Below are 23054 nucleotides of genomic sequence, written 5' to 3' on the forward strand. Positions count from 1 at the left end.
CGTTATGGACCTGGCCGATCTGCTTGGCATCCGCTGGCCGCTGCTGCAGGCGCCGATGGCGGGCGTACAGGGCAGTCGGCTGGCAGTGGCCGTGTGCGAGGCTGGTGGACTCGGTGCACTGCCTGCGGCCGCGTTGACGCCGGCGGCGCTCGATGCGGAGATCCAGCGATTGCGCTCGGGCACGGACCAACCCTGGAACCTCAACTTCTTCTGCCATCCATCACCCGCATCGGACGCGTCGCGGGAACAGGCATGGCGCCAGCGACTACGGCCCGACTACGAACGGTTCGGCCTGGACGTCGAACGCATCGCGGCGACGCCCGGGCGCCGGCCTTTCGATGCCGATGCGCTGGCGCTCGTGCAGGCGCATCGGCCGGCGGTAGTGAGCTTCCATTTCGGCCTACCCGCGGACGACCTGCTCGCTGGCGTCCGCGCCGCGGGCTGCCGCGTGCTGTCCAGCGCGACCACGGTGGAGGAAGCGCGTTGGCTGCAGGCGCGCGGCGTCGATGCGGTGATCGCGCAAGGCTGGGAAGCCGGCGGGCATCGCGGTCATTTCCTGTCCGACAACCTGAGCCTGCAGGCAGACCTGTCGGCCCTGTTGCCGCGGATGGTCGCGGCCGTGGACGTGCCGGTGATCGCCGCAGGCGGCATCGTCGATGCCCAAGGCGTTGCAGGGGCGATGACGCGGGGCGCGGCCGGCGTGCAGATCGGCACGGCCTATCTGCTGTGCCCGGAAGCCGACACCCGCGCGGTGCACCGGCAGGCGCTGCGGGAACCACGCACCACCGCGGTGACCAATGTCTTCACCGGTCGCCCGGCTCGCGGCATCGTCAACTGGGCGATGGGGTCCTGGGGCCCCTTGGCGGCCGACGCCCCCGCGTTCCCGCTCGCTACGGCTTTCTCCGCACCATTGCGCGAAGCTGCAGAGGCGCAGGGGTTGGACGATTACTCGCTGCTATGGGCAGGCCGGCAGTTCCCGGCCTGCCGCGACGCGTCCGCAGCGGAGATCACCGCGGCGCTGATCCAGGGCTTCGGCCTGCCGCGTCAGGACGCGGCGCCCGACCGGTAGTCTTGGTACGACTTCTCTTCGACGTAGCTCGACCCGAGCGCGAGGTTGATGGCCTTCTTGATCCGGGCGCGCTCATCGTTCTCGATGTACACGCTGCGTGCCAGTTGGACGAACGCATCGTCGAAGGCCTGCGCTTTCTCCTTCACACGGACGTCGTCCTCGATCTCCCACAAGCGCTCGTTGACGGCCTTCAGCTGCGCGCGCAGCTCGACGATGTTGTTCCCTGCCGCGGGATGCGCCATCCAGGCCTGCTCCAGCGCCGTCAGTTCGTCGCGCACGTGGGCCAGCTTGGTCGGATCGCTCATGCGTTCGGACTTGATCTGCAGGATGGCGATCTTGTCGAGCAGCTCACCGAAGGAGACGGGGACGAGGATCTCGGACATGGGTGGGTTCCCGGCAAAGAAGGCCATTCTAGGGTGCGCATCCCGCCACAGCATCCGTGGCATGCCCGTCGGGGCGCCACAACGCAAAAAGCCCCCTTTCGGGGGCTTTCGCGAAACTGGCGGAGAGGGAGGGATTCGAACCCTCGATACGCTATTAACGTATGCCTGATTTCGAGTCAGGTACATTCAACCACTCTGCCACCTCTCCGGTGGCCCCGGACGTGTCCGGGAGCGTGAATGATACGTGGCGGGCCGCTTTCGGACAAGCCGAACGACGCCGATCCGTGCGTTCGATGGCACGTGAGTGCCTGACGATGAACCCCGACCACCCTCGCGACACGGTTCGGCTTGCCGGTTGTCCTGTCCGTCCGGATCATTGCGTATGAACGGGTAGGCGAAGTACGTCCCCACAGCGCAGGACACCATGATCGAATTCGGCCACATCTCCCACGTCGGCCTCCGCAGGGAGCTGAACGAGGACACCTACTACGGCGACAGCGAGCTGGGCCTGTGGCTGGTGGCCGACGGGATGGGCGGGCACGCCTGTGGCGAGGTGGCCAGCGCATTGGCGCGCGAAACCATCGTCCGCGAGGTTCGCGACGGCACACCGCTGGCGCAGGCGATCAGGATCGCCGACGAGGAGATCATCCGCACCTCGCGCCGCCGCAACGACACGCTGCCGATGGGCACCACGGTGGTGGCCGCCCGCATCCAGGGCAATCGCTTCGAAGTGGCATGGGTCGGTGACAGCCGCGCGTACCTCTGGCGCGAGGGCCAACTGGCCCAACTGAGCCAGGACCACAGTTACGTCCAGGAACTCATCGCCCAGGGCGCGCTGACCGCCGAACAGGCCCGCTCGCACCCGCATCGCAACGTGGTGACCCAGGCACTCGGCGTTACCGACCCGAACCACTTGAACGTGGAAACGATGACGGGCGAGCTGCGCCCCGGCATGCAACTGCTGCTGTGCAGCGACGGCCTCACCGAGGAAGTCGACGATCCCAGCATCGCCAGCACGCTGAAGCACGACGATTGCAGTGCGCAGGAGTGCGTGGACACCTTGATCGCGGCCGCGCTGGATGGCGGCGGCTCTGACAACGTCACCGCGATCCTGGTGCGTTGCCACTGACGCCTGTCAGGCGCCAACCTGCTCCAGTGCCGGTGGATCCCACAGGCACCGTCCTCCCGCCTTCTTCCGCAGTTTTTCCAGCCGGGCCTCATGGGCAGCCAGTTCTTCGTCCGTGACCGCGACGCGGGGACGTTGCCCGGCGCCTGATGCGTCGAAGGCGATGACGGCCGCGACGGCGGTGCCCGCCGTCGCCTCTTCAGTCCCACCGAAACCGATTTCGCTCTGCCCGGCGGTCAGGTTCAGGTACACATCGCACAGCAGCTGGGCGTCGAGCAACGCGCCGTGGAGTTGGCGGTGGGTGTTGTCCACCCCCAGGCGCTTGCACAACGCATCCAGCGAATTGCGCTGACCGGGAAAGCGCTGGCGCGCCATCAGCAACGAATCTTCGACGGTAACGCGATCAGCCAGCCGTCCGTACCGTTCGCCGAGACGCGACAGTTCGTAGTCGAGGAAGCCCACGTCGAAGGCCGCGTTATGGATCACCAGTTCGGCGCCGTCGATGAAGGCCAGGAACTCGTCTGCGATGTCGGCAAACAACGGCTTGTCAGACAGGAACTCCAGGCTCAAACCAGTGACTTCGGCCGCACCCTGTTCGAATTCGCGCTGCGGGTTGATGTACTGGTGATAGGTTCGCCCGGTCGGCCGGCGCTCCAGTAATTCGACGCAGCCGATCTCGACGACACGGTTGCCCTTCTTCCATTCCAGGCCTGTGGTTTCGGTGTCGAGGATGATCTGGCGCATCAGGCTGAGGGTTCCGGAACAAGGTGAACGTGGTACAGCCCGACTTCGCGGTCGACGTGGGGCAGCGTGGTAATTCTCTCAAAGACGAATCCCAGCTTCTGCAACAGGCGGATCGAGGCCGTGTTGTCGGGATTGACGATCGCCAGCAGACGGTGGAGATGCAGGCGTTGCTTCGCATCGGCCATGACCGCGCGCGCTGCTTCTTCGGCCAAACCTTGGCCGACGTGCGCGGGCAATAGCGCGTAGCCGATATCGGGACCGTCCAGGCCTTCGCGCCGCACCAGGCCGGCGTTGCCGATCAGTTCGCCGGTATCTTTCCGTTCGATGGCGTACATGCCCAGGCCATGCTCGGCATAGCTGCGCAAAGCGCCCCGGCGCAGGTATTCGCTCGCCTGGTCCAGCGTGCGGACGCCGCGGTCGGCGATGTGCTGGATGAAACTGGGTTCGTTGAGCAGCGTCAGCATCAGGGCGGCGTCATCCGCGCGCTCGTCGACCATGGCGCGCAGTCGCAGGCGCGGTGTTTCCGCGACGAGGGCGCCAGGCGCCAGTGGCACCGCCCTCATGCAACGGCACCGTTGCGGAAACGCGTGGCCTCATTGCGGGCCAGCACGTCGACGCGCTCGTTGTCCGGATCGCCGTTGTGCCCCTTCACCCACTTCCACTCGATGCGGTGACGACCGGCGGCGGCATGCAGTCGTTCCCAGAGATCGCGGTTCTTGACCGGGTCGCCGCCTGCGGTTTTCCAGCCGCGGCGGACCCAGTTGGGCATCCATTCGGTGATGCCCTGGCGGACGTACTGGGAGTCGATGTGAAGCGTGACCTGGCAAGCCTCGGTCAGCACTTCCAGCGCGCCAATGGCCGCCATCAATTCCATGCGGTTGTTGGTGGTCTGGGCCTCGCCACCCACTAGCTCGCGCTCCTTCTCGCCATAGCGCAGGAGGGCGGCCCAGCCGCCCGGGCCGGGATTGCCCAGGCAGGAACCATCGGTATGGATGCTGACGTGCTTCATGCGGTCTCTTGACGGGTTCAGGCGGCCGGCGCCGTGCGCCAGGCGCGCGCGACGGGGGCCGGAGGGATCAGGCCTGCGACGCGCTTTTCCGCCTCCAGCAGGCAGGCGGCACGCAGGGGCACAGGATTGCTTCCGGGAGCGTCGTGCAGGCTGCGCCAGACCGGACCGTAATGAAGGACGTGCTGGGACGCGTCCAGTCCGGCGGCAGCGAGCTGTAACCGCCACTGCCCGAGGGTCCGCGGGACCAGTCCGGAACGGCGCCAGCGGAGCCGGTAGGGGCTCATCGGATTCAGGACGAACAGCCATAGCCGACCACCCGGCTCGAGCACTCGGGCGCATTCGTGCAGCAGGGGCTGGGGATCGCCGGCATCGAGCACGTGCTGGAGCACGATGACCCCGGCAGCCTCGGTCGGCAGCGGCAAGGGCAGCGCACAGCGGACCCGACCCGACAGGTGGGCGGTACCCGCCCGGGCCCGCAGGTGGAGCCCCCGGGTCGTCGGGCCAGCCGCCAAGGCGTCCCCGGCCGCCTCCGGCGAGATCCAGAGCCAGGGCTGGGGGGTACGGCTGGTGAGCGCCTGACTGACGCGGGCGTGCTCGGACGCCAGCACCGGCTCGCCGCGCCCGGTCCCGAACCACGCCAGGGCATCGGGTTGACGGGTAAACGCGAAGGCAGGCATGTTCGGATTGTAGAGGACGCCGCCCCCGGGCGTCCGTTCCAGCCCGGAGTTCGTCCCCCGATGCGCCTGCTCGCCCTGCCCGCCTTCGAGGACAACTACATCTGGGCGTTGGTCGACGACGACGGTGATGCGCTCGTCGTCGATCCCGGCGACGCCGCGCCCGTATTGGCCGCGACCGGCAACGGCCTGTGGCCAGCAGCGATCCTGATCACCCACCATCACCCGGACCACGCCGGCGGTGTCCACGCGCTGCGGGAGCGCTGGCCGACCCTTCCGGTCTTCGCGCCGGAAGACGATCGCGTGCCCGACGCTACCGAGCGGGTCGGTGCGGGGGATGTCGTGCGCCTGAAAAACTGGCAGCTGTCGGTGCTGGAAGTCCATGGCCATACACGCAGCCACATCGCTTTCCATGGCGGTGGATCGGAGGGGCCGCCACACCTTTTCTGCGGAGACACTTTATTCAGCCTGGGGTGCGGTCGCCTGTTCGAAGGCACGCCCGCGCAGATGCTGGAAGCGCTGGACCGGCTGGCCTCATTGCCGCCCGAGTCTCTGGTCTGCTGCGGCCACGAATACACGCTGGCCAACGGCGCCTTCGCCCAGGCAGTGGATCCGCACAACGCCGCCCTGCGGCACCGCCTTGATGAGGTCCGCGCGATGCGGCAGGCCGGGCGCCCCTCGCTGCCTGTCTCGCTGGCGAGCGAACTCGCCACGAATCCCTTTCTCCGCGTGGACACGCCTGCCGTGCGCGATGCGGTCGCACACCGGCTGGGGCGTACCCCGCTCGATCGCGTGGAGACCTTCGCCACGCTGCGGCAGTGGAAGAACGATTTCCGCGCATGAAGCCTCTCACTGACTTGGGTGCCGCGATCCTGGTGGCGCTGCTTGGCGCGGCGCTGTCACCGGCTTTCGCCGCCGATCCACCCACACCGCCGGATGTCGTGCTCGCGTCGCAATCCGCGAACGACGCACTTCCGCCATCCGCCCTGCCCGCCAGTCATCAACGTAGCGGTTTGGAGGTGTACCAGCGCTTCCGCGATGGGCTTGCCGATCCGGAGTGCGATAGCGCCGCGACGAATGGCCGGTGGAAGAAACAGTTCGGCCACGCTCCAGGACAACTTGCGCGCGCGGAAGACGATCTGTTGCCGCTCTTCGGCTATGTCGTCGACGCGCTGCGCGAAGCGCACCTGCCGACCGAGTTCGCGCTCATCCCGTTCGTCGAAAGCGGCTACAAGCCCGGTGCACGGAACCCGAATGGCCCGGCCGGGCTATGGCAGTTCATCGGCATCACTGCGCGCAACCACGGCGTGCCGATGCGCGAGGGCTACGACGGCCGACTGTCGCCGGTGGACTCCACGCAGGCCGCCGTGCGTTATCTCAAGACCTTGCATGGCATGTTCGGTGGCGATTGGCGACTGGCCGTCATGGCGTACAACGCCGGCGAATACCGCGTGCTGCAATCGATGCGGCGCGCCGGCATGAATGCGCGCAACGCCCGTCCCGCCGAACTGCCCGGTCTCTCCGGCATCACCTACGCGTATGTGGAAAAGCTGCACGCCCTGGCCTGCATCTTCCAGCAAGCCGACGACCGCGATGCCTGGCTGGATCAGCTCGATCGGCCCGTGCCGCGTCTCGCCGCCCACCCGCTGCCTGACGACGGCACACTGGCCTCGTGGGCAACCATGCATGGGCAATCCGAGAAGCTGTTGAATCGTCTGAACCCAGCGCTGGCAGGCCGATTCAACCGAGGCTCGCGCCCCATGCGGTTGCTGGCGCCGAGCCTCGCGGTCGAAGGCGTCGTCGCAAACGACGACGCCACCATCGCCACGAGCGAGCAGCCGACCGCTCCGCGTCGGGATGATCCAACGGAGCCGTCCGGACGCACGCACACCGTCAGGAGCGGTGAATCGGCCTGGAGCATCGGCAAGCGGCATGGCATCCCGGCAGCCCGCCTGCTGCGCATGAATGGATTGAAGCCCGGCGCCGTCCTGCGCCCCGGCATGGTCCTTCAGCTCAATGAAGCGGCGAGTGAGGCCCCCTGAAACAGGAATCCCGCCTTTCGGCGGGATTCCCGGGTTCCCTGCAGCGAGACCGCTTACAGGCGGTCTTCGAACACCTTCACCTTGAAGCGCTTGCGCAGCGCTTCGACGTAAGCCTGCGTTGCGATGCCGCCATTCAACTGGACCATCTGCTGTTGCATGGTCGCGCGCTCGGCCGGCGGCATGTCCGCCAGGACGCCTTCGGCCACCTTGTTGACCGTGAAGACCGCATACGCACCGTTACCCAGTGCCACTTTGCCCGGGGTTGACTTGCCTTCGGCCGGGCGCGCTGCCGCGAAGATCGCCTCGTTGGCCTCGGCCGTCGGCATCGGCATGCCACGGCGCATGCCCGGCAGTTCGTTGAATCGCAGGCCGTCTGCCGTGGCGATGGCGGCCAGCGACTCGCCCTTCTGCAAACGGGCGACCAGCGCATCGGCCGCCGCGACGGCAGCCTTCTCGCGGCGATCGGCACGGATCGCGGCGACGACGGTGTCGCGCGCCTTGTCCAGTGGCAGTGCCTGTTCCTGGGTGTGCTGCGCCACGCGGATCACCACACTATGGTTCGGCGCGATCTCGATCGGATCGCTGACGGTACCGTCCTGCACCAGCGTGTCGGAGAAAGCAGCGCGCAGCACGGCGGGCACCGTGGCGATGCCTTCCGGCGCATTGCGCGAGAACGGCCCCACCTTCTGCAGCGGCAGGCCAACCGCCTGGGCGGCCGGGGCCAGCGCGGTCGGGTTCTTCAGCGTCTCGTTGACCACCTTGCCTGCCAGGTCGTTGTAAGCGCGTTCGCGCTCGCTGCCGGCTTCTTCACCTGCGAGCTCGGCACGCACCTCCTCGAAGCTGCGACCCGCACCGGCCTTGATCTCCTTCAGCTGCAGCACGTGGTAGCCGAAGTCGGACTTCACCGGACCACGGATCTCGCCCGCCTGCATCGCGAACGCGGCGTCCTCGAACGGCTTGACCATCGACCCGTCCTTCGCGAACGGCGGCAGCTCGCCACCAAGGTCCTTCGAACCCGGGTCTTCCGAATTGGCGCGCGCCAGCGCGGCGAAATCGGCGCCTTCGCGCGCCTGCTTTGCGAGCGCGGCCGCCTTTTCCTCGGCCTTCTTCTGGGTGGCGGCATCCGCACCAGCATCGGCGGCGATCAGGATGTGCGCGACGACGCGCTGTTCCGGCGAAACGAAGCGCGACTTCTCGGCCTCGTAGCGCTTGCGCAAAGCGGCCTCGTCGGCAGGCGCGCCGGCCGGCAGCGTGGCGCCGTTGATTTCGATGTACTCCAGCGATACCTGCTCGGGCTGCTTGAAGTCGTTCTTGTGCCCGTCGTACCAAGCCTTGATGTCCGCGTCGCTGACCGGCGCCGCATCCTCAGGCAAGGGCGGAAGCAGCGCGATGCCGATGTCGCGGGTCTCGCCCAGCAACTTCCACATGCGCTCCTGCTCGCCTTCGGTGACGAAGTCGGAATCGTTGATCGCCATCGGCACCAGCATCATGCGCAGGCGATCACGCTGCTCTTCTTCGAACTTCTGCGGCGACAATGCCGGCACCTGCGAAGACAGCATCAGCTGATACTGCTCGGGGCTGAACTTGCCGTCGACCTGGAACGCCGGTTCGCTGGCGATCATCTTCTGTAGCGCCGCATTGCCGACCAGGATGCCCGCGCGCTTCGATCCGAGCGCCAGCACCTTCTGGTCGATCAGCTGCTCGAGCACCTTCCGCTTGTTGTCCGCACTCTCGAACTCGCGCGGATCGAAGGCTTCGCCCTGCTGTTGGCGGGCCTGCTGGCGCGCCTGCTCGAACGCCGCACGGAACTCGTCCTGCGTGACCTCTTCGCGCTGCCACAGCATCGACACCGGCCACCACTGTGGCGCGGACTCCCACCATGTCGGCGGCGCTTCCACGACCGCGACATCGCGGGCCGTACCACCGGTCATGTATTCGTTCACGCCCACGAAGGCGAACGGGATGATCAGCAAGCCCAGGATCAGGCTGGCGATCCAGCCAGAAGTTTTGTCGCGGAGTTTCTGCAGCATGTGCGAATGGGATCCGAATTCGTCCAGCCGTGCAGTTTAGCGCGCCGGATCACCGGCGTCTCGCCGGCCCTCGACCTCGGCCAGCCCTCGGGCAGCGCGGCGTTAAGGCACTACGCCCGGCAGCCGAACAGCAAAAAGCCCGCTTTCGCGGGCTTCTTGGGGTCTAGTGGCGGAGTGGACGGGACTCGAACCCGCGACCTCCGGCGTGACAGGCCAGCATTCTAACCGACTGAACTACCACTCCGCATCAAGACGAACATTGTAAGGTGGTTTGCGTACTTTCCGCTAGACCATCCGACAAAATTTTTTAACTTCGCATCGCCCCGAGGTGGTGGGTGCTGAGGGTTTCGAACCCCCGACCCTCTCCGTGTAAGGGAGACGCTCTACCGCTGAGCTAAGCACCCAGGTGCATCAAGCACCCTGCCATCGGCAGCGAGTCGATTAGTTTACGGCATCCTTCAGGGCTTTGCCAGCCTTGAACGCGGGGTTCTTGGACGCCTTGATCTTGATGGTGTCGCCCGTCTTCGGGTTGCGGCCCGTGCGGGCGGCGCGCTTGCGGACCTGGAAGGTGCCGAAGCCGACCAGCGTCACGCTGTCGCCCTTCTTCAGGGCCTTCGTGATGCTGGAGATGACGGCGTCGACGGCACGGCCGGCTTCGGCCTTGGAGACTTCTGCTTCGTCGGCGACGGCATCGATCAATTCGGTTTTGTTCATTGAGTAACTCCCTTTGCGGAACAACCGCGGAATGAGTAACCGGAACCTGGAGCTGCGCGCACCCTCGGGAACCGGTCGTTGTTTCCACGCGCTTCAAGGCTTCGCCTGACGCGCGCGGGTGACGTCGTTATACCAGTGCGAAAAATGCCACGCAAGCCGAAAACCCAGCAATGACGCGGGTTTCGGGGGGTTTCAGCCGCCGTTCGTCACCACGCTCAGTGCTTGACGCCAGGTTGCTGCGACGCTTTGTCGCCATCCTTATCCGTGCCGGGTACGCCACGCTCGGTGCCACCCCCACCATCCGCCGGGACGGGCGCCAACGGGCGCTCCAACGCGAGGTCGAGCACTTCGTCGATCCACTTCACCGGCACGATCTTCAGGCCTTCGGTGACATTGGCAGGAATGTCCGCCAGATCCTTCTTGTTCTCGTCCGGGATGATCACGGTGGTGATGCCGCCACGCAGCGCGGCGAGCAACTTCTCCTTCAGGCCGCCGATCGCCGTGACGCGACCACGCAGGGTGATCTCGCCGGTCATGGCCACGTTGGCGCGCACGGGATTCTTCGTCAGCGCCGAGACCAGCGCCGTCGCCATCGCGATGCCCGCGCTGGGGCCATCCTTCGGCGTGGCGCCATCGGGCACGTGCAGGTGCACGTCGTGCTTCTGCAGGAACTCCGCATCCACGCCCAGGCTGGCGGCGCGACTGCGGACCACCGACAGCGCGGCCGAACCGGACTCCTTCATCACGTCGCCCAATTGGCCCGTCAGCAGCATGCCGCCCTTGCCCGGCACCAGTGCGACTTCGATCTGCAACAGATCGCCGCCCACTTCGGTCCACGCCAGGCCCGTCACCAGACCGATTTCATTCTGCTCTTCGGCACGACCGAAGTCGAAGCGACGGACACCCGAATACTTCTCGAGGTTCTTGGTGCTGACTTGCACGGCGGCCGCCTTCTTCTTCGTCATCGCCTTGGGACCGGCGAGGGCGATCTCCTTCACCACCTTGCGGCAGATCTTGGCGACTTCGCGCTCGAGATTGCGGACGCCGGACTCGCGCGTGTAGTAGCGCACCAGATCGCGGATCGCGCTCTCGGCGATCTTCAGCTCCTCCGGCTTCAGACCGTTGGCCTTCAGCTGCTTCGGCACCAGATAGCGCTGTGCGATGTTGACCTTCTCCTCCTCGGTATAGCCGGGGATGCGGATCACTTCCATGCGGTCCAGCAACGGGCCCGGGATGTTCAGCGAGTTCGAGGTCGCGACGAACATCACCTCGGACAGGTCGAGGTCGACCTCGAGGTAGTGGTCATTGAAGGCGTTGTTCTGCTCCGGATCCAGCACCTCGAGCAGCGCCGACGACGGATCGCCGCGGAAGTCCATCGACATCTTGTCGATCTCGTCCAGCACGAACAGCGGGTTCTTGCTGCCGGTCTTGTTGAGGTTCTGCACGATGCGGCCGGGCATCGAGCCGACGTAGGTGCGACGATGACCACGGATCTCGGCTTCGTCGCGCACGCCGCCCAGCGACATGCGGACGAATTTGCGGTTCGTCGCCTTGGCGATGCTTTGACCCAGCGAGGTCTTGCCCACGCCCGGAGGGCCGACCAGGCACAGGATCGGGCCGCGCAGCTTCTTCACGCGCGATTGCACCGCGAGGTACTCGAGGATGCGCTCTTTGACTTTCTCCAACCCGTAGTGGTCGGCATCCAGCGTGTCCTGCGCGACCTTCAGGTCCTTGCGCACCTTGGTGCGCTTGTTCCATGGCACGCCGAGCAGCCAGTCCAGGTAGTTGCGAACGACAGCCGCTTCCGCCGACATGGGCGACATCTGCTTCAGTTTGTTGAGCTCGTTGCGGGCCTTGGTCTCGACGGGCTTGGGCATGCCGGCTTCGGCGATCTTGCGCGCCAGTTCTTCCTGTTCGTTCGGCGCCTCGTCCAGCTCACCCAGCTCCTTCTGGATGGCTTTCATTTGCTCGTTGAGGTAGTACTCGCGCTGGCTCTTCTCCATCTGCGACTTCACCCGGCCGCGGATGCGCTTCTCCAACTGCTGCACGTCGATTTCGCCGTCGACGAAGCCCACGAGCAGCTCCAGTCGTTCACCCACTTCGATGGTTTCCAGCAATCGCTGCTTGTCGCTCAGGCGCACGCCCAGGTGCGCAGCGATCGTGTCGGCCAGGCGGCTGGGCTCATCGATGCCGGCGAGTGTCTGGAGCAGTTCCGGCGGAAGCTTGCGATTGGTCTTGACGTATTGCTCGAACAGGCTCATCAACGAACGCGCGACCGCTTCGATTTCGCGCGGCTCGCGGCCGTCGGTGGAATCGACCTCTTCGCCCTGCCCGTAAAGCGAGCCCTCACGCTCGACCACGTTCGTGACGTTGATGCGCGCCGTGCCTTCGACCAGCACCTTGATGGTACCGTCGGGAAGCTTCAGCAGCTGCAGCACCTGCGCCAACGTGCCAACCGTGTACAAGTCGGCGGCGGCCGGATCGTCCGTCTCGGCCGACTTCTGCGCGAGCAGGATGATGCGCTTGTCGGCCTCCATCGCCTGCTCCAGTGCGCGCATCGACTTGTCGCGACCGACGAACAAGGGAATGACCATGTGCGGAAACACCACCACGTCACGCAGTGGCAGAACCGGCAGGTCGAGGATTTCAGTCTCAGGGCGGCGGGGCATGGGGGGCTCCAGCAAAAGTGCGAATCCGGGGTGTCGAAACACCAATGGGCCCGTTATGGGGCCATCCGAACGGGGATGCAATAGCGGCCGGGAAACGCAAGTAAAACCAGCAACTTGCGAGGCCCCCAGAAAGTGAACAGGCGCCCAGTGGGCGCCTGTCTTTCGATGCATTTTCCGTGCCGATTACTCCGCGGCCGCAACCTTCGGCGGAGGCGGACTCTGGTAGATCAGGTACGGCTCGGATTTGTGCTCGATGACGGACTCGTCGACGACGACCTTGCTGACGTTCTCCATCGAAGGCAGGTCGTACATCGTGTCCAGCAGCACCGACTCCACGATCGTGCGCAGGCCACGGGCACCGGTCTTGCGCTTGAGCGCCTTGCGCGCGATGGCCGACAGGGCATCCGGGCGGAACTCGATCTCCACACCTTCCATCTCGAACAGTTTCTTGAACTGCTTGGTGATGGCGTTCTTGGGCTCGGTCAGGATCTTGACCAGTGCGGGCTCGTCCAGCTCCTCCAGGGTCGCGACCACCGGCAGGCGGCCGACAAATTCGGGGATCAGGCCGAACTTGATCAGGTCCTCGGGCTCGACGTCGGTCAGCAGCTTGCCGGTCTCGGTCTTGCGCTCGGAACTCTTCACCTTGGCGCCGAAGCCGATGCCGCTGGCTTCCGTGCTGCGCTGTTGGATGATCTTGTCCAGGCCGGCGAACGCGCCGCCACAAATGAACAGGATGTTCTTGGTATCGACCTGCAGGAATTCCTGCTGCGGGTGCTTGCGACCGCCCTGCGGCGGCACGCTGGCGACGGTGCCTTCGATCAGCTTCAGCAGCGCCTGTTGCACGCCTTCGCCCGACACGTCGCGGGTGATCGACGGGTTCTCGCTCTTGCGCGAGATCTTGTCGATTTCATCGATGTAGACGATGCCCTGCTGTGCCTTCTCGACGTCGTAGTCGCACTTCTGGAGCAGCTTCTGGATGATGTTCTCGACATCTTCGCCCACGTAACCCGCTTCGGTCAGCGTGGTGGCGTCTGCGATGGTGAACGGCACATTGAGCAGGCGCGCCAGGGTCTCGGCCAGCAGCGTCTTGCCCGAACCGGTCGGGCCGGCCAGCAGGATGTTCGACTTCGCCAGTTCGACGTCGTCGTTCTTCTGTCGGCTCTCGATGCGCTTGTAATGGTTGTACACGGCCACGGCCAGCGTGCGCTTGGCGCGGTTCTGGCCGATCACGTACTGGTCCAGGACCTCGAGGATCTCGCGCGGCTTGGGCAGGTGGCTACGCGCGGACTGGGCCTTCTCTTCCAGCTCTTCGCGGATGATGTCGTTGCACAGCTCCACGCACTCATCGCAGATGAACACGCTGGGGCCCGCAATCAGCTTGCGGACCTCATGCTGGCTCTTCCCGCAGAACGAGCAGTACAGGATTTTGGTGCTGTCGCCGGAACGGCCCTGACGATCTTCGCTCATGCTGGTATTACTCGGTCGCTCAACCTGCCCCAGGGGGCTTTCGGTCGGAGAATAGCACACGGTCCCGGCTTGTCAGCCGGGCCCGTGAACAGGGGTTTTGCGCGTGAAACCAGGGCAATCCGGGCCGTCAGCCCGCCTGGATCGAATCGTCCGGACGGCGCTCGAGCACCTGGTCGACCAACCCGTAAGCCTGGGCGTCCGCCGCGCTCTTGAAGTTGTCGCGCTCGGTGTCGCGTTCGATGGTCTCCAGCGCCTGGCCGGTGTGCTTGGCGAGGATCTCGTTCAGGCGGGCACGCAAGGTCAGGATTTCGCGGGCATGGATGTCGATGTCCGTCGCCTGGCCCTGGAAGCCGCCCAGCGGCTGGTGGATCATCACGCGCGAGTTCGGCAGGGCGTAACGCTTGCCCTTCGCGCCCGCTGCCAGCAGCAGTGCGCCCATGCTGGCCGCCTGGCCCACGCAGATGGTGCTCACGTCCGGCTTGATGTACTGCATGGTGTCGTAGATGGCCATACCCGCCGTCACCACGCCACCGGGCGAGTTGATGTACAGGCTGATGTCCTTTTCGGGGTTCTCCGCCTCGAGGAACAGCATCTGCGCCACGATGACGTTGGCCACGTGGTCGTCCACGCCGCCGACCAGGAAGATCACGCGCTCCTTCAGCAGGCGGGAATAGATGTCGTAGGCGCGCTCGCCCCGGCTGGTCTGTTCGACCACCATCGGCACCAGGTTGAGGGCTTTGGTTTCGATACTCATCTGTTCTCGCGCCTGTCGTTCATGGAAGGGGTCCGGCCTAGGATAGCCGGACCGCCTGCCCGGACGGGAGCCGGGCTCAGTTGCGGATGGCTTCCTGGAAGGAAAGCGTCTGCTCGGTGTGCTGGGCGCGCTCGGCGATCCAGTCGATCACCTGCTCTTCCATCACACGACCCTGCAGACTGTTCATCAGTTGGGGGTCGTTCCGGTACAACTCAATGACCTGCTCCGGCTCTTCGTAGGTCGAAGCGATCAGGCGCAGGGTTTCGTTAAGGCGCTTGGGATCCAGGCGCAGCTGGTTGCGGCGGGCAACCTCGCCCACCAGCAGCCCCACCAGGACGCGCTTGCGGGCGGCGTCGGCGAAGCCTTCATGGGCATTGTCCGGGATCTGCACCTGCTGGCCCTGGCGACGCGCCTGCTCGGCGGCCTGCTGGACCATCACCCGGGCCTCGTTCTCGACCAGGCGCGGCGGCATCTCGACGTGCGAATAGGCGGCGATCAGCTGCTCGCCCACTTCGCGACGCAGCCGGGTCGCGAGGGCGCCCTTGAGCTCGCGCTCCAAGTTGCTGCGGATGTCGGCCTTGAACTGGTCGGCATCGCCGCCCTTCACGCCAAAGCTGCGGATGAAGTCGCGATCCACTTCCGGCACGATCGATTCGGCGACTTCGGTCACCTTCACGTGCACGGCGACCTGCTTGCCCGCCAGCTGCGGGACGCGCCAGTCGGCCGGGAACGTCACCGACACCGTCTTCTCGTCGCCCTGGGCCAGGCCGATCAGCGCTTGTTCGATCTCGCCGAACATCACGCCCGACCCGATCAGGGTGGCGCCCTTCTCGATGCCTTCCGCCGGCATGCGCTCATCACCGGCCTGCGACCAGGTCTCCAGGCCGACGCGATCGCCTTCCTGTGCAGGGCGCTCCACGGCCTGGAACGTCCGACGCTGCATGCGCAGGTTCGACACCATCTGCTCGATGTCGGCGTCCGCCACGTCGGCGGTGTGGCGGATGACGTTCAACTTGGTCACGTCAACGTCACCGAAATCCGGCACCACTTCGAACGTCGCCACGAAATCCAGTTCGCCCGCGCCCTGCTTCTCGATGCGCGGATTGCCGGCGAGCTGGAGGTCCTGCTCGCGCACGGCATTGTTGAAGGTCTCGCGCAGCAGGCCGTCCAGCGCTTCTGCACGCACTTGATCGCCATAACGCTGCTCGATGACCTTGGCCGGGACCTTGCCCGGACGGAAGCCCTTGATGCGCGCGGTGCGCGACAACTCGCGCAGGCGACCACCGATATGGGTGTCCAGACGCTCAGCCGGCAGGCTGAAGCTCATGCGGCGTTCGAGATTGCCGATCGATTCGACCGAAACTTGCATACTCACTGACTCCTGCGGCCACGGCACTGCCGGGGCGATGTTGATAATCCGGGACGCCTGGGACGCGAGCGCAAGGCCCGGCCGGCGGAACTTGTTAGTTTCGCCGATTCCGGGGCTGGCTGCCAGCGGGGCGGCCTGGGGGAGCTGGGGCGCCATCCGGCACTCGGTGGGCCGTGGTGCGAAAGGAGGGACTCGAACCCTCACGGGGGTTACCCGCTGGAACCTAAATCCAGTGCGTCTACCAATTCCGCCACTTTCGCAGTGCCCGGCGATTGTACCGCGCCTCGACCGCCCCTCGGCGCCTGACAGGCGAACGCGCCGCAGCGCGCCCGACGGATGAACAACCCACAAAAGACAAACGCCCGGCGTGAGCCGGGCGTCTTCGGGTTTGGTGGGCCGTCAAGGATTCGAACCTTGGACCTATTGATTAAGAGTCAACTGCTCTACCAACTGAGCTAACGGCCCCGAAAAACTGGCTGCGTAGTGTAACCGCATCTTCTTTTTGTGTGAACCCCCGCGAGTGCGGGAATTCGTGGATCAGTGGGGTGGCTGAGGGGACTCGAACCCCCGACATCTGGAATCACAATCCAGTACTCTAACCAGCTGAGCTACAGCCACCACTGAAACTTTTTCTCCTGCCGCCGCACACCGGTGAGTGGCGCGCCCGACAGGACTCGAACCTGTAACCGCCGGCTTAGAAGGCCGGTGCTCTATCCGGTTGAGCTACGGGCGCCCGGTCCGGATTCTCGCCCTACCCTGTCGGTCACGCCAAGGCAGTACATCAGGCTGGTCGGGGTAGAGGGATTCGAACCCCCGACCCTCTGCTCCCAAAGCAGATGCGCTACCAGACTGCGCTATACCCCGACGAGGGTCCCGGCGTGGCGTCTGGACGCCAACGAGGCCGCGTATTGTCGGAACACCGGGCCCGGCTGTCAAACGAAACATGACGGAGCACCGCTTGGGATATGCTCCGTGGCTGGGGACAGAAGTCCGATGACCACATGAGGGAACCATGATACGCAGCGGCAATCCGGCACTGAAGGAATCCACCTTCCTCGACCTCGGCACGGGCAGCGTGGTGTCGCGCGAGGGCGGCACGATGACGCTCAATGGCACCGTCAACAAGACCGGCATCCTGCTGTTGCTGTCGGTGCTGACGGCCGCCTTCGCCTGGACGCAGTCGGTCGTCACCGGCCCGGATGGCGTGGCCACGGTAGCTCCCGGAATCATGATCTATGCGCTCGGCGGCGCCATTGGCGGCTTCATCCTCGCCCTGGTCACCGTGTTCAAGAAAGAATGGTCGGCCGTCACCGCGCCGATGTACGCGCTGGTCGAGGGCTTCTTCCTCGGTGCGATTTCGGCGGTGTTCGAGCTGAAGTATCCGGGCATCGTGTTCCAGGCCGTGCTGCTGACGTTCGGCACGCTGGGTGCACTGTTGGCGGCCTATCGCAGCGGCCTGATCCGCGCCACCGAGAACTTCAAGCTCGGCGTCGTCGCAGCGACCGGCGGCATCGCCCTGGTCTACCTGGTGTCGATGGGCCTGCGCCTTTTCGGCAAGGAAATGCCGCTGATCCATGAGTCGGGCATCGTCGGCATCGGCTTCAGCCTGTTCGTGGTGGTGATCGCCGCGCTGAACCTGGTGCTCGACTTCGACTTCATTGAATCGGGTGTCGAAGCCGGCGCGCCGAAGTACATGGAGTGGTACGGCGCGTTCGGCTTGATGGTCACGCTGGTGTGGCTGTACATCGAGTTCCTGCGCCTGCTGGCCAAGCTGCAGTCGCGCGACTGATACGCACCGCTGCCTGGAAACGAAAAGGGCGCCCTCGGGCGCCCTTTTTCATTACTCGCTGTCTGCCGCCTTCGCAGGCGAGCCCCCCGTCCTTCGGCTGGGCCATAGCATGAACGCGAGCGCCGACAATGCCAGCAACCAGCAATAGTGCACGCTGCCCGCCAACGCCAGCGGCGATACGGCGGCCAACGACGCCGCCAGCAGGATCTGCGCGCCGTACGGCAGTACGCCCTGCACCACGCACGCGAAGATGTCGAGCACGCTGGCCGCGCGACGCGGACTGATGCCGTGGCGTTGTGCGATGTCCTTCGCCAGGCTGCCGGTGACCAGGATCGCGACCGTATTGTTCGCCGTCAGCGCATCGGAGCCTGCCGCCAATGCGGCAATACTGATCTCACCCGACCTGCGTCCCGTGTGGCCGCGCGCAAACTTCGCGATGACCTGCGCCAGCCAGTCCAGGCCACCCGTGACCTTGATGAGCGCAGCCAGGCCGCCGATGAGGATCGATAGCAGGGTGATCTCCACCATGCTCTCGAAACCCAGGTAGATGTCGCCGGCGAAGGAGACCACGTCGTAGTCCTTGGCCAGCACGAAGCCGAACACGCCCGATGCCACCAAACCGATGCCGAGCACCAGCACCACGTCCAGGCCCGCCAACGCCAGGCCGAGCACCAGCACGTAGGGCAGTACCAACCAGGGCGAAGCGGCGTCCGGGGCTTCCACCGGCGCAGCGTCGCCCAGCGTGCCCAGCAGGACGATCGTGGCGATCGCTGCGGGCAGCGCGATCTTGAAGTTCTCGCGGAACTTGTCGCGCATCTCGGCGCCCTGGCTGCGGGTCGCCGCGATGGTGGTGTCCGAGATGATCGAAAGATTGTCGCCGAACATCGCGCCACCCAGCACCGCGCCGATCACCAGCACCCGGTCCAATCCCGCCGCATCCGCCACGCCCAACGCGATGGGCACGACCGCCGCCACGGTCCCCATCGACGTACCGATGGAAAGCGATACGAAGGCCGCCACGAGGAACAGGCCGGGCAGGATCAGGCTGGCCGGCAGCGCGCCCAATCCCAGCGCGACGACCGCATCGACTGCGCCGATGGCCTTGGACACGGTCGCGAATGCGCCCGCCAGCAGGAAGATCAGGCACATCAGCATGACGTTGCTGTCGCCCATGCCCTGCAACAGGGTCTGCTGCGCAGGCAGGCCTCGCCGGCGCGCCAGCCAGATGCCCAACGCCAGCGCCGGGAGAATCGCTACCGGCGCGCGCAGCTGGTAGAACCCCATCGCCTCGCCCTGCGCCGTGTAATACAGCCCGGCACCAAAGAACAGCGCCAGGAAAAGCAACAACGGGGTCAGTGCGATCGCGCTGGGACGGACGGACATGGCAAGGCCTTCTGCGTGGGGCCGCGGATTGTGCGTGCCGCCAGCCTAGCGTCCAACCCCATGGATGGGACAGGGACCAACAAAAACGGGACGCTGAGCGTCCCGTTCGTGTTTGCCGCGATGTGGCCGTGCTTACACGCGGCTGGCGATCGCCTTGGCGAACGTCATCGTGGTGCCCTCGCCGCCCAGGTCCGGGGTCAGCGAATCCTTGGCGTCCAGCGTGGCGATGATGGCCGCGCGCAGGCGCTCGGCCTTCTCCGGCTGGCCCAGGTGGTCCAGCATCTGGGCCGCGCCCAGCAGCAGCGCGCACGGATTGGCGACGCCCTTGCCGGCGATGTCCGGGGCCGAGCCGTGCACGGCTTCGAAGATCGCCGCATCGACGCCGATGTTGGCGCCCGGGGCCAGGCCCAGGCCGCCGACGAGGCCGGCGCACAGGTCGGAGATGATGTCGCCGAACAGGTTGGTGGTGACGATGATGTCGAACTGCTCCGGACGCATCACCAGCTGCATGCAGGTGTTGTCCACGATCATCTCGTTGGTCTGGATGTCCGGGTACTGCGCGGCCACTTCGCGCGCGACCTTCAGGAACAGGCCCGAAGTCGTCTTCAGGATGTTGGCCTTGTGGACGATCGTGACCTTCTTGCGGCCGGTCTTGCGGGCCAGGTCGTAGGCGTAGCGCACGATGCGGTCGGAGCCCTTCCGGGTGATCTTCTGCGTCAGCAGCGCGGTCTCGCCGTCTTCGGAAATCGACTGACCCTCACCGATGTACGCGCCTTCGGTGTTCTCGCGCACGGTGATCAGGTCCACGCCCGAGGGGAAGCGCGACTTGGTGTTCGGGAACGACTTCGCCGGGCGCACGTTGGCGTACAGGTCGAAGTGGCGGCGCAGGGCCACGTTGATCGAGCTGAAACCCTCGCCCACCGGCGTCGTCAGCGGGCTCTTCAAGGCCACGCCGTTCTTGCGGATCGAATCCAGGGTGGCCTGCGGCAGCAGGTCGCCGTGCTTCTCCAGCGCGACCATGCCGGCATCGGCCTCTTCGTAGGTCAGGCCGACCTTGAGGGCGTCGAGCACGTACAGGGTGGCATCCATGATCTCCGGGCCAATACCGTCGCCGCGGATGACCGTAATCGTCTGGGTCATTGAGTGGGGTTTCCGAACAGGGGCGCGCGCGGGCCGGGGCCGGAACGGGCGCAAAGGGGAAGGTCTGTGCCCGCCATTATGCCCGAGGGCCCCTCGGGGCCCCAAATCGACGATGGTCGGAGGCCCTGTGTGCAGGCCTGCAGGATCGGCTCAGCCGTGGTCGTGCGCAGCCGGAGCCGCGGCGTCGCCGCCTTCCAGCTGATCGAGGAAATCCACCGCCCGGCGCAGGTGCGGAATGACGATGGAACCGCCCACCACGAGCCCCACGGAGAACGTCTCGAAGAATTCCTCACGGGTCACGCCCGCTTCCTTGCACTGCGCGACGTGGTAGCTGATGCAGTCGTCGCAACGCAGGACCATCGAGGCGACCAGGCCCAGGAGCTCCTTGGTCTTCACGTCCAGCGCGCCTTCCTGGTAGGTCTGCGTGTCGAGCGCGAAGAACCGGCGCACGACCTGGTTGGGTTCGTCCAGGATGCGCTTGTTCATGCGCTGGCGGAATTCGGTGAACGCCTTCACGCGGTCCTGGCTCTCGTCTGCAGCGCTCATGCGGCCTCCCCCGCCAGCAGCGCATCGAGCTTGCCCGCGCGGTGCAGCGCGATCATGTCGTCGTAGCCGCCCACGTGGACGTCGCCCACGAAAATCTGCGGCACGCTGGTGCGCTTGGCCTTGGCGATCATCTTCTCGCGCTCGGCCGGGTCCAGGTCGATGCGGACCTCGGTCCAGGCCTGGCCCTTGCTCTTCAGGAAGTTCTTCGCGGCCACGCAGTAAGGACAGATGGCCGTGCTGTAGAGGGTGATTTCCGGCGCCGTGGCGCCTTGCGGGGTGTCGCTCAAGGGGGTTCTCCGGAACGAAAAGGACATAGTGCGGTCCCAACCAATATCGGGCCGACCAGGTCGGGTTACAGCCGGCGACATGGAACAGTGCGGGCCGGTACTGGTCCGGTTAACCACGTATTCACTCGCCCGGATCAACGACCGGTCATCCTGATGACGGCGCCATTATCCGCCACGGAGCTTCGATTTGCGCCCACTGCTACTCGCCACTGCCCTGACCCTGGTCCTCGCAGCGCCGCTGGCGGCGTCGCAGGACAGCCGGCTACCCGACATCGGTTCTTCCGCCGGCGAGTTGCTCACCCCGGCGCGCCAGGCGCAATACGGCGGCATGATGCTGCGCGAACTGCGCAACTACGGTTACCTGCTGGAAGACCCACTGGTCACGGACTGGTTGCAGACCGTCGGCAACCGCCTGGGCGCCGACAGCGACAACCCGCAGCAGGCCTATACGTTCTTCATGATGCGCGACCGCCAGATCAACGCGTTCGCCACGCTGGGCGGTTATATCGGCATGAATGCCGGGTTGGTACTGACGGCCGACCGCGAAGACGAAGTGGCGGCCGTGCTCTCCCATGAAATCGCGCACGTCACCCAGCAACACGTGCTGCGTGGCGTGGAACGGGCGCAGCGCGACCAGATCCCGATCCTGTTGGGCATGCTGGGCGCCATCGTGCTGGCGCAGGCCGCAGGCGGCAGTTCCAGCGGCGACGCCTCGCAGGCCGCCATCGCGTCGGCGATGGGCCTGATGCAGCAGCGACAGATCGACTACACCCGCTCCAACGAATCCGAGGCCGACCGCGTGGGCATCCGCACGCTGTCGCGTGCCGGCTACGACATCGATGCGATGGCGGGCTTCTTTTCCAAACTCCAGCAGGCCACCCGCGTCGCGCGCGGCAGCGGTCGCGAGGCGATCCCCGACTACCTGCAGACCCACCCGGTCACCACGACCCGCATCAGCGAAGCCCGTCAGCGTGCGGACCAGCTGCGCGGCGAGCAGGTCACCACCGTCACCGCCGTTCCGGGCGGCGAACGCGTGGAACGCTTCGACCGACGCGGCATCACGCTGCCCGAGACGCGCAGCGCGAATCCCCTGCTGCCGGTTCCGGTCACCTTGCCCTCGCTGGCTTTCAGCCAAGGCGAGACCGGTGATTTCGACTGGGCGCGCGAGCGCCTGCGCGCCCTCAGTGCAGACACCCCGTCGGCCGCCGTGCGCGAGTACGAAACCCTGCGCCGCCAGACCGGCAAGCCGCTGGGCGGCCCGCAGCGCTACGGCCTGGCCGTCGCCCACCTGCAGGGCGGTGACGTCCGCACGGCCCTGGCCGAACTGCGCAAGCTGGAGGACGACCATCCGGACAGTCTGTGGGTGTCCCTGACCCTGGGCGAGGCCGAGTCCAGGACCGGCGATATCGCCGCCGCCAACCGGCGTTTCGATGCCCTGGTCCAGCGCATGCCGCAGAGCCGCCCGGTGGCCCTGACCTACGCCAAGGTGCTGAATGAACAGGGCGGCGCCGCGGCCGGGCGCCGGGCGCAAGCCGTGCTGCGCCCCCTCATGGCACGGGCCGGCGACGATCCGGTTTTCCAGCAACAGTTCGCCCGGGCCAACGAGCTGGCCGGCGACAACGCGCGCGCAGGCGAAGCCTATGCCGAAGCGGCCTACCTCAACGGCCGGCCGGAGCAGGCGCTGATCCAGCTCCAGAATCTCAAGAAGCAGAGCGACCTGGACTATTACGCGCGGGCCCGGATCGACGCGCGGATCGCCGCCATCACCCCCGAAGTCCTGGAACTCCGCCGCCAGGGCATCCGCGACCCGGACGTCGAGCGTCGCTGAGCCCATCCGGCGGACCTTGTGACAGGCCGCC

Annotated in this window: 21 protein-coding genes and 8 tRNA genes; 6 read left to right on the top strand and 23 right to left on the bottom strand. The window is 66.0% G+C overall.

The window, feature by feature from the left end; translation table 11 throughout:
* Positions 1 to 4 precede the first annotated feature (4 nt).
* Positions 5 to 1069 (top strand): NAD(P)H-dependent flavin oxidoreductase, encoded by a 1065-nt coding sequence (locus tag ACSION_RS13645; RefSeq protein ID WP_435306337.1) that lies wholly within the window; start codon positions 5 to 7, stop codon positions 1067 to 1069.
* On the opposite strand, the gene ACSION_RS13650 is transcribed toward ACSION_RS13645, so the two are convergent.
* Complete coding sequence (locus ACSION_RS13650) at positions 1045 to 1452, bottom strand: DUF6165 family protein (RefSeq protein ID WP_435306338.1); 408 nt, start codon at positions 1450 to 1452, stop codon at positions 1045 to 1047. The genes ACSION_RS13645 and ACSION_RS13650 overlap by 25 nt on opposite strands.
* Before the next feature lie 117 nt (positions 1453 to 1569).
* A tRNA-Ser gene (locus tag ACSION_RS13655) sits at positions 1570 to 1660 on the bottom strand.
* Positions 1661 to 1876: 216 nt separating this feature from the next.
* Between ACSION_RS13655 and ACSION_RS13660 the strand changes: the two genes are divergently transcribed.
* On the top strand, positions 1877 to 2581 hold the full coding sequence (locus ACSION_RS13660; protein WP_056880659.1) for a PP2C family protein-serine/threonine phosphatase: 705 nt from the start codon (positions 1877 to 1879) through the stop codon (positions 2579 to 2581).
* 6 nt (positions 2582 to 2587) lie between these two features.
* Here the strand turns inward: ACSION_RS13660 and dnaQ are convergent, their stop codons facing one another.
* Genes dnaQ through ACSION_RS13680 form a run of 4 tightly spaced genes read right to left on the bottom strand, consistent with a single transcriptional unit; the run spans position 2588 to position 5008 of the window.
* Complete coding sequence (gene dnaQ, locus ACSION_RS13665; protein ID WP_435306339.1) at positions 2588 to 3322, bottom strand: DNA polymerase III subunit epsilon; 735 nt, start codon at positions 3320 to 3322, stop codon at positions 2588 to 2590.
* Positions 3322 to 3885 (bottom strand): GNAT family N-acetyltransferase, encoded by a 564-nt coding sequence (locus ACSION_RS13670; RefSeq protein ID WP_435306340.1) that lies wholly within the window; start codon positions 3883 to 3885, stop codon positions 3322 to 3324. The genes dnaQ and ACSION_RS13670 overlap by 1 nt, the downstream gene beginning before the upstream one ends.
* Entirely contained in the window at positions 3882 to 4331 is a 450-nt protein-coding gene (gene rnhA, locus ACSION_RS13675) for a ribonuclease HI (RefSeq protein ID WP_435306341.1), read from the bottom strand. The genes ACSION_RS13670 and rnhA overlap by 4 nt, the downstream gene beginning before the upstream one ends.
* Before the next feature lie 17 nt (positions 4332 to 4348).
* Positions 4349 to 5008 (bottom strand): class I SAM-dependent methyltransferase, encoded by a 660-nt coding sequence (locus ACSION_RS13680; protein ID WP_435306342.1) that lies wholly within the window; start codon positions 5006 to 5008, stop codon positions 4349 to 4351.
* Between the two features lie 60 nt (positions 5009 to 5068).
* Here ACSION_RS13680 and gloB point away from each other — a divergent pair, with 60 nt between their 5' ends.
* Both gloB and ACSION_RS13690 read left to right on the top strand, forming a co-directional pair.
* Positions 5069 to 5848 (top strand): hydroxyacylglutathione hydrolase, encoded by a 780-nt coding sequence (gene gloB / locus ACSION_RS13685; protein WP_435306343.1) that lies wholly within the window; start codon positions 5069 to 5071, stop codon positions 5846 to 5848.
* Positions 5845 to 7047 (top strand): transglycosylase SLT domain-containing protein, encoded by a 1203-nt coding sequence (locus tag ACSION_RS13690; RefSeq protein ID WP_435306344.1) that lies wholly within the window; start codon positions 5845 to 5847, stop codon positions 7045 to 7047. Before gloB ends, ACSION_RS13690 begins: the two co-directional genes overlap by 4 nt.
* Positions 7048 to 7100: 53 nt before the next feature.
* On the opposite strand, the gene ACSION_RS13695 is transcribed toward ACSION_RS13690, so the two are convergent.
* The 13 genes from ACSION_RS13695 to ACSION_RS13755 all read right to left on the bottom strand — a co-directional run bounded on the left by ACSION_RS13695 (position 7101) and on the right by ACSION_RS13755 (position 16914).
* Positions 7101 to 9077 (bottom strand): SurA N-terminal domain-containing protein, encoded by a 1977-nt coding sequence (locus ACSION_RS13695; RefSeq protein WP_435306345.1) that lies wholly within the window; start codon positions 9075 to 9077, stop codon positions 7101 to 7103.
* 167 nt (positions 9078 to 9244) lie between these two features.
* A tRNA-Asp gene (locus ACSION_RS13700) sits at positions 9245 to 9321 on the bottom strand.
* Between the two features lie 85 nt (positions 9322 to 9406).
* Positions 9407 to 9481, bottom strand: a tRNA-Val gene (locus ACSION_RS13705).
* A gap of 37 nt (positions 9482 to 9518) precedes the next feature.
* On the bottom strand, positions 9519 to 9824 hold the full coding sequence (locus tag ACSION_RS13710) for an HU family DNA-binding protein (RefSeq protein ID WP_255412341.1): 306 nt from the start codon (positions 9822 to 9824) through the stop codon (positions 9519 to 9521).
* A gap of 182 nt (positions 9825 to 10006) precedes the next feature.
* Positions 10007 to 12460, bottom strand: a complete 2454-nt coding sequence (gene lon / locus ACSION_RS13715) for an endopeptidase La (protein WP_435306346.1) — start codon at positions 12458 to 12460, stop codon at positions 10007 to 10009.
* Between the two features lie 183 nt (positions 12461 to 12643).
* On the bottom strand, positions 12644 to 13927 hold the full coding sequence (gene clpX / locus ACSION_RS13720; RefSeq protein ID WP_093486800.1) for an ATP-dependent Clp protease ATP-binding subunit ClpX: 1284 nt from the start codon (positions 13925 to 13927) through the stop codon (positions 12644 to 12646).
* Between the two features lie 127 nt (positions 13928 to 14054).
* Positions 14055 to 14681: an ATP-dependent Clp endopeptidase proteolytic subunit ClpP gene (gene clpP / locus ACSION_RS13725; protein ID WP_093297022.1), complete on the bottom strand. Its 627-nt coding sequence runs from the start codon at positions 14679 to 14681 to the stop codon at positions 14055 to 14057.
* Positions 14682 to 14757: 76 nt separating this feature from the next.
* Entirely contained in the window at positions 14758 to 16050 is a 1293-nt protein-coding gene (gene tig / locus ACSION_RS13730; protein WP_435306347.1) for a trigger factor, read from the bottom strand.
* A gap of 174 nt (positions 16051 to 16224) precedes the next feature.
* Positions 16225 to 16310, bottom strand: a tRNA-Leu gene (locus ACSION_RS13735).
* Positions 16311 to 16439: 129 nt separating this feature from the next.
* Positions 16440 to 16515: transfer RNA gene (locus ACSION_RS13740), tRNA-Lys, on the bottom strand.
* A gap of 76 nt (positions 16516 to 16591) precedes the next feature.
* Positions 16592 to 16668 (bottom strand) — tRNA-His (locus ACSION_RS13745).
* Between the two features lie 38 nt (positions 16669 to 16706).
* Positions 16707 to 16783: transfer RNA gene (locus ACSION_RS13750), tRNA-Arg, on the bottom strand.
* A gap of 54 nt (positions 16784 to 16837) precedes the next feature.
* A tRNA-Pro gene (locus ACSION_RS13755) sits at positions 16838 to 16914 on the bottom strand.
* Positions 16915 to 17065: 151 nt separating this feature from the next.
* Between ACSION_RS13755 and ACSION_RS13760 the strand changes: the two genes are divergently transcribed.
* Complete coding sequence (locus ACSION_RS13760) at positions 17066 to 17839, top strand: Bax inhibitor-1/YccA family protein (RefSeq protein WP_435306716.1); 774 nt, start codon at positions 17066 to 17068, stop codon at positions 17837 to 17839.
* Positions 17840 to 17890: 51 nt separating this feature from the next.
* Here ACSION_RS13760 and ACSION_RS13765 read toward each other — a convergent pair whose 3' ends face one another.
* The 4 genes from ACSION_RS13765 to grxC form a co-directional block, all read right to left on the bottom strand.
* A complete protein-coding gene (locus ACSION_RS13765) occupies positions 17891 to 19222 on the bottom strand; it encodes a Na+/H+ antiporter NhaC family protein (RefSeq protein ID WP_435306348.1) in 1332 nt (443 codons plus the stop codon).
* A 132-nt stretch (positions 19223 to 19354) separates the two neighbouring features.
* Positions 19355 to 20362 carry an isocitrate dehydrogenase gene (locus ACSION_RS13770; protein WP_435306349.1) on the bottom strand — a complete coding sequence of 336 codons (1008 nt, stop codon included), beginning with the start codon at positions 20360 to 20362 and terminating at the stop codon, positions 19355 to 19357.
* Positions 20363 to 20512: 150 nt separating this feature from the next.
* On the bottom strand, positions 20513 to 20908 hold the full coding sequence (locus ACSION_RS13775) for a carboxymuconolactone decarboxylase family protein (RefSeq protein WP_435306350.1): 396 nt from the start codon (positions 20906 to 20908) through the stop codon (positions 20513 to 20515).
* Positions 20905 to 21195 (bottom strand): glutaredoxin 3, encoded by a 291-nt coding sequence (gene grxC / locus ACSION_RS13780; protein WP_435306351.1) that lies wholly within the window; start codon positions 21193 to 21195, stop codon positions 20905 to 20907. Before grxC ends, ACSION_RS13775 begins: the two co-directional genes overlap by 4 nt.
* Before the next feature lie 187 nt (positions 21196 to 21382).
* On the opposite strand from grxC, the gene ACSION_RS13785 reads away from it, so the two are divergent.
* Positions 21383 to 23023 carry a M48 family metalloprotease gene (locus ACSION_RS13785; RefSeq protein ID WP_435306352.1) on the top strand — a complete coding sequence of 547 codons (1641 nt, stop codon included), beginning with the start codon at positions 21383 to 21385 and terminating at the stop codon, positions 23021 to 23023.
* The last annotated feature ends 31 nt before the right edge of the window (positions 23024 to 23054 follow it).

Source organism: Pseudoxanthomonas sp. LjRoot125, assembly GCF_964252705.1.
Classification (GTDB): Bacteria; Pseudomonadota; Gammaproteobacteria; order Xanthomonadales; family Xanthomonadaceae; genus Pseudoxanthomonas_A.

Coding starts and splice junctions, on each gene's coding strand:
- rnhA (WP_435306341.1), bottom strand. CDS start 4,331: ATGAAGCACGTCAGCATCCATACCGATGGTTCCTGCCTGGGCAATCCC.
- tig (WP_435306347.1), bottom strand. CDS start 16,050: ATGCAAGTTTCGGTCGAATCGATCGGCAATCTCGAACGCCGCATGAGC.
- dnaQ (WP_435306339.1), bottom strand. CDS start 3,322: ATGCGCCAGATCATCCTCGACACCGAAACCACAGGCCTGGAATGGAAG.
- ACSION_RS13690 (WP_435306344.1), top strand. CDS start 5,845: ATGAAGCCTCTCACTGACTTGGGTGCCGCGATCCTGGTGGCGCTGCTT.
- clpX (WP_093486800.1), bottom strand. CDS start 13,927: ATGAGCGAAGATCGTCAGGGCCGTTCCGGCGACAGCACCAAAATCCTG.
- ACSION_RS13680 (WP_435306342.1), bottom strand. CDS start 5,008: ATGCCTGCCTTCGCGTTTACCCGTCAACCCGATGCCCTGGCGTGGTTC.
- lon (WP_435306346.1), bottom strand. CDS start 12,460: ATGCCCCGCCGCCCTGAGACTGAAATCCTCGACCTGCCGGTTCTGCCA.
- ACSION_RS13775 (WP_435306350.1), bottom strand. CDS start 20,908: ATGAGCGCTGCAGACGAGAGCCAGGACCGCGTGAAGGCGTTCACCGAA.
- ACSION_RS13650 (WP_435306338.1), bottom strand. CDS start 1,452: ATGTCCGAGATCCTCGTCCCCGTCTCCTTCGGTGAGCTGCTCGACAAG.
- ACSION_RS13765 (WP_435306348.1), bottom strand. CDS start 19,222: ATGTCCGTCCGTCCCAGCGCGATCGCACTGACCCCGTTGTTGCTTTTC.
- ACSION_RS13770 (WP_435306349.1), bottom strand. CDS start 20,362: ATGACCCAGACGATTACGGTCATCCGCGGCGACGGTATTGGCCCGGAG.
- ACSION_RS13645 (WP_435306337.1), top strand. CDS start 5: ATGGACCTGGCCGATCTGCTTGGCATCCGCTGGCCGCTGCTGCAGGCG.
- clpP (WP_093297022.1), bottom strand. CDS start 14,681: ATGAGTATCGAAACCAAAGCCCTCAACCTGGTGCCGATGGTGGTCGAA.
- ACSION_RS13695 (WP_435306345.1), bottom strand. CDS start 9,077: ATGCTGCAGAAACTCCGCGACAAAACTTCTGGCTGGATCGCCAGCCTG.
- ACSION_RS13670 (WP_435306340.1), bottom strand. CDS start 3,885: ATGAGGGCGGTGCCACTGGCGCCTGGCGCCCTCGTCGCGGAAACACCG.
- gloB (WP_435306343.1), top strand. CDS start 5,069: ATGCGCCTGCTCGCCCTGCCCGCCTTCGAGGACAACTACATCTGGGCG.
- ACSION_RS13660 (WP_056880659.1), top strand. CDS start 1,877: ATGATCGAATTCGGCCACATCTCCCACGTCGGCCTCCGCAGGGAGCTG.